At 70.2% G+C, this 8,531-nt stretch carries 10 protein-coding genes; 3 read left to right on the top strand and 7 right to left on the bottom strand.

Translation table 11 applies throughout. The features are described from left to right. A partial coding sequence (locus tag BZL64_RS08730; RefSeq protein ID WP_143663054.1) for a helix-turn-helix domain-containing protein occupies window positions 1-271 on the top strand: 271 nt, incomplete at its 5' end. A gap of 127 nt (window positions 272-398) precedes the next feature. Here the strand turns inward: BZL64_RS08730 and BZL64_RS08735 are convergent. Beyond that, window positions 399-1,850 (bottom strand): MFS transporter, encoded by a 1,452-nt coding sequence (locus BZL64_RS08735; protein ID WP_086767762.1) that lies wholly within the window; start codon window positions 1,848-1,850, stop codon window positions 399-401. A 200-nt stretch (window positions 1,851-2,050) separates the two neighbouring features. Between BZL64_RS08735 and BZL64_RS08740 the strand changes: the two genes are divergently transcribed. Continuing rightward, window positions 2,051-2,533 carry a MarR family winged helix-turn-helix transcriptional regulator gene (locus tag BZL64_RS08740; RefSeq protein ID WP_086767764.1) on the top strand — a complete coding sequence of 161 codons (483 nt, stop codon included), beginning with the start codon at window positions 2,051-2,053 and terminating at the stop codon, window positions 2,531-2,533. Between the two features lie 176 nt (window positions 2,534-2,709). Here BZL64_RS08740 and BZL64_RS39780 read toward each other — a convergent pair whose 3' ends face one another. The 3 genes from BZL64_RS39780 to BZL64_RS08755 are packed head-to-tail and all read right to left on the bottom strand — an operon-like array spanning window position 2,710 to window position 4,252. Beyond that, entirely contained in the window at window positions 2,710-3,159 is a 450-nt protein-coding gene (locus BZL64_RS39780) for a hypothetical protein (protein WP_086767766.1), read from the bottom strand. Continuing rightward, entirely contained in the window at window positions 3,156-3,827 is a 672-nt protein-coding gene (locus tag BZL64_RS08750; RefSeq protein WP_086767768.1) for a formylglycine-generating enzyme family protein, read from the bottom strand. The genes BZL64_RS39780 and BZL64_RS08750 overlap by 4 nt, the downstream gene beginning before the upstream one ends. A gap of 41 nt (window positions 3,828-3,868) precedes the next feature. Continuing rightward, on the bottom strand, window positions 3,869-4,252 hold the full coding sequence (locus tag BZL64_RS08755; RefSeq protein ID WP_086767770.1) for a nuclear transport factor 2 family protein: 384 nt from the start codon (window positions 4,250-4,252) through the stop codon (window positions 3,869-3,871). A gap of 372 nt (window positions 4,253-4,624) precedes the next feature. Between BZL64_RS08755 and BZL64_RS08760 the strand changes: the two genes are divergently transcribed. After that, complete coding sequence (locus BZL64_RS08760) at window positions 4,625-5,152, top strand: TerD family protein (protein WP_086767772.1); 528 nt, start codon at window positions 4,625-4,627, stop codon at window positions 5,150-5,152. Between the two features lie 93 nt (window positions 5,153-5,245). On the opposite strand, the gene BZL64_RS08765 is transcribed toward BZL64_RS08760, so the two are convergent. The 3 genes from BZL64_RS08765 to BZL64_RS08775 form a co-directional block, all read right to left on the bottom strand. Then, a complete protein-coding gene (locus BZL64_RS08765) occupies window positions 5,246-6,208 on the bottom strand; it encodes a PDR/VanB family oxidoreductase (protein ID WP_086767774.1) in 963 nt (320 codons plus the stop codon). Window positions 6,209-6,270: 62 nt separating this feature from the next. Continuing rightward, window positions 6,271-7,620 carry an SCP2 sterol-binding domain-containing protein gene (locus BZL64_RS08770; protein WP_086767776.1) on the bottom strand — a complete coding sequence of 450 codons (1,350 nt, stop codon included), beginning with the start codon at window positions 7,618-7,620 and terminating at the stop codon, window positions 6,271-6,273. 201 nt (window positions 7,621-7,821) lie between these two features. After that, window positions 7,822-8,286, bottom strand: a complete 465-nt coding sequence (locus BZL64_RS08775) for a winged helix-turn-helix transcriptional regulator (RefSeq protein ID WP_086767778.1) — start codon at window positions 8,284-8,286, stop codon at window positions 7,822-7,824. Window positions 8,287-8,531 lie beyond the last annotated feature (245 nt).

The following is an 8,531-nucleotide window of genomic DNA, read 5'->3' on the forward strand; positions in this document are numbered from 1 at the left end:
GGCGGCCGGCGCGCTGGGGCTCGCCCCGGAGATCGTGGGCGGCCTGGTCGGACAAGTGGAGGACCCGCGGCGGGAGTTGAGCGGGCGGGAGGTCGAGGTGGTGCGGCTGCTGGCCGAGGGCCTCGGCAACCGGGCGATCGCCGAAGCCCTGTTCCTGAGCGAGGCCACCGTCAAGACGCACCTGGTGCGCGTCTACCGCAAGCTCGGCGCGGACAACCGGGCGGCCGCGGTGACGGAGGCGGTCCGCAGGGGGCTGCTGGACCTGGCCTGACGAACCCGGCCTGATGAAACCGGGCTGACGAACCCGGCCCGATGAACCCGGCCTGATGGAACCGGCCCGATCCCTGCGGCGGGTGCGGGGTCGTAGCGGTGGAACGCCCCGCACCCCCTGCCGGGACTCAGGCCTTGGCCTGCGCGGGCTCGGCGGCCGTGCCGGTCTCCTGCGTGCCGGACGCGGCCGGGCGGACGCCGGGGATGAAGGACGCGATGGCCGCGGAGACCAGGGCGAGGCCGCCGCCGACGAGGAGCGCGGTGCGGAAGCCGTCCTCGGAGGCGAGACTGACGCCCCCCAGGGTGGTCGTCATCTGGGCCAGGATCACGCCGATGACGGCGGCGCCGATCGAGGTGCCGAGCGAGCGCATGAGGGTGTTGAAGCCGTTGGCGGCGGCGGTCTCCGACACCGGGACCGAACTCATGACGAGGGCGGGCATCGCCCCGTAGGCGAGGCCGACGCCGCTGTTGATGACGATGCCGACGATCATCAGGCCCCAGGCGGAGCCCATCAGCGCCATGGACAGGCCGTAGCCGGCGGCGATGACCAGCGCGCCGCAGACGAGGGTGAACTTCGGGCCGCGGGCGTTGGTGAGCTTCCCGCCGAGGGGGGAGACGAACATCATCATGATGCCGCCGGGCGCCATCCACAGGCCGGTCGCCAGCATCGACTGGCCGAGGCCGTAACCGGTGGCTTCCGGGAACTGGAGCAGTTGCGGCATGACGAGCATGCTCGCGTACATCGCGAAGCCCACGAAGACGGACGCGAGGTTGGTGAGCAGCACCCGCGGGCGGGCGGTGGTGCGCAGGTCGGTCAGCGGGTCGGTGGTGCGGGTCTCCCAGAATCCCCAGGCCACGAAGACGACGACGGCGGTGGCGAACAGGCCGAGCGTGGTGGCCGAACCCCAGCCCCAGTCGGCGCCCTTGGAGACGGCGAGCAGCAGGGAGACCAGGCCGACGGCGAGGCCGAGCGCACCGGGCAGGTCGAAGCGCTGGCCCTTGGCGCCGGCCGGCACGTAGGGGATCAGGAACCAGATGAGCAGGGTGACGGCGACGGCCATGCCGGCCGAACCCCAGAACAGCACGCGCCAGTTGGCGTACTGGGCGATCGCCGCGGCGATGGGCAGGCCGAGGCCGCCGCCGATCCCCATGGAGGCGCTGACCAGGGCGATCGAGGAGCTGAGCTTCTCCGCGGGGAGGACGTCGCGGAGCAGGGCGATGCCGAGCGGCAGCATGCCCATGCCCATGCCCTGGAGGCCGCGTCCGACGATCATCGTGACGACGTCGGAGGCGAGGGCGCACACCACGGAGCCGACGATCAGCGGCACGGCGCAGGCGAGGAGCATGCGCCGCTTGCCCAGCAGGTCGCCGAGACGGCCCACGACCGGCACGCAGACCGCCGCGGCCAGCAGGGTGACCGTGATGACCCAGGCCGCGTTGGAGGACGAGGTGTCGAGGATCTGCGGCAGCTCGGCGATGAGCGGGGTGACCAGGGTCTGCATGATCGCGGCGGTGACGCCGGCGAGCGCGAGCGTGGCGACCACGCCGCCCGCGCGGGCCGTGGGCTGGGGGGCGTCCATGGGCGGACTCCTCGGCTTTCTCTGGATGAGGGAACGAGCACGGAATGGAGGATGTGCATCGTGGAGGTGGAGGATGTGCATCGTACATGTCTTATGTATCAACCATGTGATGTGGGGTGTGCAGGACGGTGTGCCAGGATGGAGCGGCCGCCGCCGGGACGGGCCCCGGGGCGGCCGCACGAAACAGGAGGCTCGGGCACATGCAGAGGCCGACGCACGAGGTCGAGTACGAGCAGATGCTGCTCAGCCGCCATACGTTCCTCAGCCGGCGCGGGGGCCGACGCACGGACGCCCTCCTGGAGCGCAGCGCCTACATCCTGCTGAGCCGGATCCGGGTGCAGGGCCCGATGTCGATCGGGGAACTGAGCGACGCCTTCGGCCTGGACGCCTCCACCCTGAACCGGCAGACCGCGGCGGCGGTGCGCGCGGGCCTGCTGAGCCGGATTCCGGATCCGGAGGGCGGGATGGCCCGCAAGTTCCGGCTGACGACGCAGGGCGAGCGGCTGCTCGACGAGGAGCGGCGGGGCATCGTCGAGGTCCTGGACCGGGTGATGGCGGACTGGTCGCAGGACGACATCACCGCGTTCGCGTCCTACCTCAAGCGCTTCAACAACGGCATCGAGGCCATCGGCGGACGCCCCTGGCCGCGCCCCTCCTCACAGGACGACGAGACCGACGGCTGACCCGGCCGCCGCGGTGACGCTGTCGGCGGATCCGCTCGACTGATCCGCTCGGCTGATCCGCTCGGCTGACGACGATTGGCAGACAGCGGCCGGCGAACTGCCGGTTCTACGGCGTTTCTCCGGCCTCGATCTGCCAATTGCCCGGCCTGCCGGGACTCGCCGACAGCGTCCCGTGGTCAGCGCGGGCTGGTCCCCACGGCCGGCACGAGGCCCCGCTCCGGGTGGGCGCGGTAGGCCGCGGTCCAGACCGTGGGCGGACAGGAAGGTCCGTTGGGGTGCTGCTCCGTCAGCCGGGCCAGGAACCGGTCGGTCACGACGACCCGGCCGTCCTCGGCCGAGGTGACGGTGAGCCGTACCGGCACGGTGGTGTCGCCGACGTCGTCCGGCAGCCGTACCGAGAGGCTCGCGAACGGATCCTCGGAACTGCCCGACGCCCGCTGGGCGCACCGCTCCCCCACGCACACCCGTACGACGGCCGCGTCGGTTCCCCCGAAGTCGGCGGGCGTCCACCGCACGCCGACGGCCGAGTCCATGTCCGCCTGGGTGCAGGCCGCTCCCCGGCCGATGAGCGAGCACCCTGACAGCGCGCCGGCCAGGAACAGGACGGCGAGCAGCCGGCCCCTCACCGCGCACTCCCCGACCGGGCGACGCGGAAGCCGACGTCGTCCACGCGGAAGGTGGGATGGCTGCGGCGCCGTACGGAGGCGCGGCAGCTCCAGTGTTCGTCGAACCAGCCGCCGCCGCGCAGCACGCGGTAGCTGCCGTAGACCTCGGTGTCGTAGTGGTCCCAGCACCACTCCCAGACGTTGCCGAGCATGTCGTGAAGTCCCCACGGGTTGGGGAGCCTGCCGCCCACCTCATGGAGGCGTTCCTGCGAATTGCCGCGGTACCAGGCGATGTCGTCGAGGGCGCCGTAGCGGGGTCCGGTGGTGCCGGCGCGGCAGGCGTGCTCCCACTCGGCCTCGGTCGGCAGCCGGTAGCCGTCGGCCGTCGCGTCCCGCCCGGCGCTCTCGCCGTCGGCCGCGAGATCGTAGACGGGGGTCAGCTCCTCGTGCCGGGACAGGGCGTTGCAGAAACGGACCGCGTCCCACCAGGAGACGCTCTCCACGGGCAGCCCTCGCGGACCGTCCGGCAGCCCGCCGGTGATCCGCGCGTACAGCTCCCGGGTGACCGGGTACACCCCGATGCGGTACGGAGCGAGGTCGACGGTCCAGCTCCGGCCGGTCCGCCGGTCCGCCAGCGTGACCCGGCCGGCCGCCACGTCGACCATCCGGTCCTCCGCCTCCACGTCCATGGGCCGATGATCTCACCGGCGGGCGGCGGGCTCCGCCACGTTCACCAACTTCTGGCCACGGAACGCAGAGCGATCCAGCTGTCGCGTACCCGCGCGTAGTCCATGGTCAGCTGAAGCCGCTGGTCCTCGGGTGCGTCGTCCCCGGTCGCGCGGGTGATGACACGGCCCACGAGGCGTGCCGTCCCGCCGTCGACCACGACGGTCACGGTCTTCTCCTCGATCCCGAGGGGGACGAACGTCGCGGCGCGCAGGTCCGCCAGCCACTCGGCCTTCTGCTGCCGGTCCCCCGTGGTCTGCGTCAGGGTGAACCCGTCGTCGAGCAGAGTGTCGAGCGCGGCGGTGTCGCCGTCGGCCATCGCCCGCAGATGGGCCCGGTAGGCGTCGATGACCTCCATGCGGGTGTTGACGTCGGCTGAGGGGTTCATACGGGCTCCTGTCGTCGTGCCCCGTCTCCGCCGCCGGCTCACCCGGCAGGGTCGCCGTCACCGCGCGGCAGGTCGTGGGCGTACCTCGGCGCATGCCTGTCAGTGATCATCATGGCTGCTCGGATCACCCCGTGCTCGCCGCACCGCCGCCGACAGGACCGCTCGGGTCCGGGTGCCACGAAGGGCTCGGCCCGCCTCGCGGAGCCGTCCTACCGCTTCGTGCGGGCGGGCCGGCCCTGCCGAGGCGAGCGATGATCACCGGCGAGACCGGGGCGCTCCGGCCTACGGGGCCTCAACAGTGTGACAGACGGCCATACTTGACGGAGCGGGAGCACATCCCGTGGCGGTACGGCACGAGGAGGCGGCGATCCGGTGAGCAGCGACAACCCTGGACTGGCGAAGGCCGAGGTACGGCTCAAGTGGGATCCCAGTCCCTGGAACGAGCCACCTCACCATCTCGACATCATCGCCACGACCTACTCGGCGGACGATCCCCACGGACGGCCGGTGTACGTCGTCCACTTCGACAGCCGTTCACCTGACGGCACCATCAACATGAACCGTCACAGCCAGACCGGCCAGGGCCTCGGCTATGTCGAGGAGATGACGCTGGAACTGGATCGCCTGGCGTCGTCCTTCGCACGCGTGGTCGTGGGCGTGGTGATCCACCAGAACACCGGTCCGAAGACCTTCGGCGATCTGACGAACGCCGGGGTACTGGTCCTTCACGGCTACAAGGAACTGCTCAAGGACGACTTCGCGCAGGTCGCCGGGTCCACCGCCACCACCGTCGCGGAGTTCACCCGCGACACCGCCACCACGTGGACGTACCGCGAGATGGTCCGCGGGTTCGACTGCGACCCCGTCGCCTTCACCGCGGAGATGGGCGCGGTGTCGTAGCGGCCGTTTCGGTACGTGGCGCGCCGGCCGCGGCCCGCAGGACGGGCAGGCGATGCGCCCGCCCGTCCTGCGGGCCGCCGCCCGACCTGCCCGTCAGAGGTCGAGGACCAGGCGGTCGCCCTTGGCTCGGGAGACGCAGATCATCATGGTGTCGCCGGCGGCGCGGTCCTGGTCGCTGAGGACCGAGTCGCGGTGGTCGATCTCCCCGGACAGCACCGTCGTCTCGCAGGTTCCGCAGATTCCCTCCTCGCACGAGGTCATCACCGGGACACCGGCACCTTCGACGGCCTCGAGGACGGACATGTCCTCAGAGATCTTCAGTGTCTTGCCGGACCGGGCCAGTTCGACCTCGAAGGTCGTGAGCGGCCCGGCGCCGGCGTCCTTCTTCGGGGCGAAGCGCTCCAGGTGCAGGGCTCCGCTCGGCCACTTCTCGCAGGCTTTCTCGACGGCTGTGAGCAGGGGTTCCGGACCGCAGCTGTAGACGGCTGTCTTCCGTTGCGGTCCGGCGAGCAGCGAAGGGAGGTCCAGCAGCCCGAACTCATCCTGCGGCCGCAGGCTCACCCGGTCTCCGTAGGCCCGCTGCAGAGTCTCGCCGAACGCCATCGAGGCCCGGCTGCGGCCCCCGTAGACGAGGCGCCAGTCGGCGCGGCTCGCGTGGACGGCCGCCACCATGGGCAGGATGGGGGTGATCCCGATTCCGCCTGCGATGAACAGGTAGTTCTTGGCCTTCACGAGCGGAAAGTGGTTGCGTGGCCCGCGAACGCGCACCGGCTCGCCTGCCGTGAGCACGTCGTGCACGTGGCTCGATCCGCCTCGGCTCTCCGGTTCACGGAGCACCGCGATCTGGAGACGGGACCGGTCCCCCGGGTCCCCGCACAGCGAATACTGCCTGACCAGGTCGGCCCGCAGTATCAGGTCGATGTGCGCGCCGGGCTGCCATTCCGGCAGCGGACGGCCTTCCGGGTCGCGCAACGTCAGCCGCACGACACCTTCGGCCATCGTTTCCTTGCTCTCCAACACGAGGTCGAGTTCGGATTCGGCGCTGAGAGTGCTCATGACCGGTCTTTCCTTTCCTGGAGTGCGAGTGGTGATTCGGTGGCGGATCCTCATCCGGCCGGTCAGGACGGGAAGCAGCGTCCGAAGTCGCGCAGCAGCCGCGGGGATCCGTGCAGCTTGATCTGGCGACGCACCAGAGCCCAGGCCAGCAGCGACGGCTTGCTGAGGAAACGCAGCCAGGTGCGGGTGTCGGCGGTGATCCTGAGATCCGGCTCACCGTGATGTCCGTCGGCGACATCGAGTTCGCGGTCGCGGATGGTCACGGTGATCTGCCGGGACTCGTCGCCGGTGAAGGTGAAATGGTAGGTGGCGGACATGCCCTTGGCCTGTTCGCGCTGGAAGATGAGCGGCAGGCCCTCCACCAGACCGTCGATGCTGTTCGCTCGCAGGCTCATCGCCACCTGCTTCGTGTGCTTGTGCGGGAACCGGGCGGCCACATGCTGCTCGGCGTCGGAACCCGGCACGACGTAGACGGTCTCTTCCTTGTCCACCAGGGGGCGTACGACCTGGGTCAGGTGCGCCCTACGGTCGTCCAGCCAGGGGCCGATGACGTCCTCGCCGGCCGGGCAGACCGACATGCAGTAGGCCGCCTTGTAGTTCGCGCCGAAGGACAGGCTCTGCCACATCGAGGCGCTCTCGCTGTCGCTCACTCGCGAGCGGTAGTCGTCGGCGTTCCGGCTCTCGGCGACCTGTTCGGCCCAGTCGCCGAAGCCACCCATGAACTCGCGGTAGTTGTGCGTGTAGCAGGCGGAGAAGTTGAAGTGACCGTCGGAGGCGATCGCCCCGGTCGGGCAGGCGGTCACACACAGCTTGCATTCCAGGCAGGGATTGAACTCGATCGGCTGGGACAGGTCGCTGATCTCGGCGTCGATCAGCACGGTCCCCAGCAGGATGAAGTTGCCGAACCTGGGATGGATGACATTGCGGTGGATGCCCATCTTGCCGAGCCCCGCCGCCACGGCGACCGGCTTGTGGCCGACGACCCACGTCTTCCGGGGGAACTTCTCCATCTCCATCGGAAAACCCATCGCGGGGTTGAGGGCACGCACCCCCAGCGCCTCCAGCTCGGCCACGATGTGCCGGCCCACCTCGTTGGTGTGGTCGCCGGTGTGATGGAACTCCAGGTTGGCCACCGAGCGCGCCGGAGTGCGGATACTCTCCCGGTTCATTCGGACCACGAAGCTGATCAGCGTCCGGACACCCGGCAGCGCGGCGCCCAGGTCCGCTCGCTGGTCGGCGATCTCGGGCCGGCCGATCTCGACGAAGCCGACGTCGTCCGCGCCCGCGTCGAGACACAGTTGCCGCAGCCATGCCGCGTCCAGCGGTTCGGCGGGCCGGGCGGATTCGCGGTCGCGTCGTCGGCGGACCTGGATGACGGTGGGATGGTCTTCGAGCTTGTTCTGTCTGGCCATCGGGCATCACCTTGCGGGAACGGAGGGGGAGGAGTGAACGACGAGCAGCAAGTTTCGTGAAGCAACTCGCAGCCTAGCCTTGCGAGTTGCGCCAAGCAACTACAGAGGTCACGGGATATGACGTAGCGTCAGACAGGGTGTGCGAGTGGGCTGGCGGGCGCGCGGAAGGTACGCACGGGGGCGTGCGGAACGTGCTGGGCGTCAGGCCCGGGGTTCGGTGAGGGCCGGGCCGGGAAGCAGGAGAACGGCCTCCGAGGTCACCGTCTGTCCGCATCCGGTGCACACGAGCCGCTCGCGGACATTGCCACCGCATCCCGCGTGACCGGCGATCCGCGGCGGACCGGCCGGGTCCTCGGCGTGTTCATCGCCCCAGTGCATCAGGGAGAGCAGGGCGGTGAGCAGGTCCTCGGCCTTCTTCGTCGGCCGGTACTCGTAGCGGGCGGGCCGCTCCTGGTAACAGGCCCGCTCCAGCAAACCGTCGTCGACCAGCTTGGAGAGACGGTTGGTCAGCACGTTGCGGGCGATACCCAGGCTGTCCTGGAATTCCTCGAACCGGCGCAGGCCCAGCTGCGCGTCCCGAATGATCAGCAAGGTCCAGCGCTCGCCGACGACCTCCAGGGTCCGGGCGATGGAGCACAGCTGATTTTCGTACGTCCTGCCCAACATGCCGCCAAAACTAGCACGTTGCACCAAGCAACTGACGGGGGCGCAGGCCGGGCACCGGGCGGTCCGGCCGGTGCCCACCGAGCAGAAGAGCAGAAGAGAGGAGAAGGTCCTGTGGAGCTCCCCCGGCCTCCTACCGGGCCGGAACCACCGGGCCGGATGATGCGGGACGGCCGGGTGGAGTCGTGGAAGACCTGCCGTCGTTCTCCGCCACGCGCCACACACCCGACCGGTGTGCTCCCGGCGGC

Origin of the sequence: Streptomyces bobili (assembly GCF_002154575.1) — a bacterium.
Classification (GTDB): Bacteria; Actinomycetota; Actinomycetes; order Streptomycetales; family Streptomycetaceae; genus Streptomyces; species Streptomyces bobili.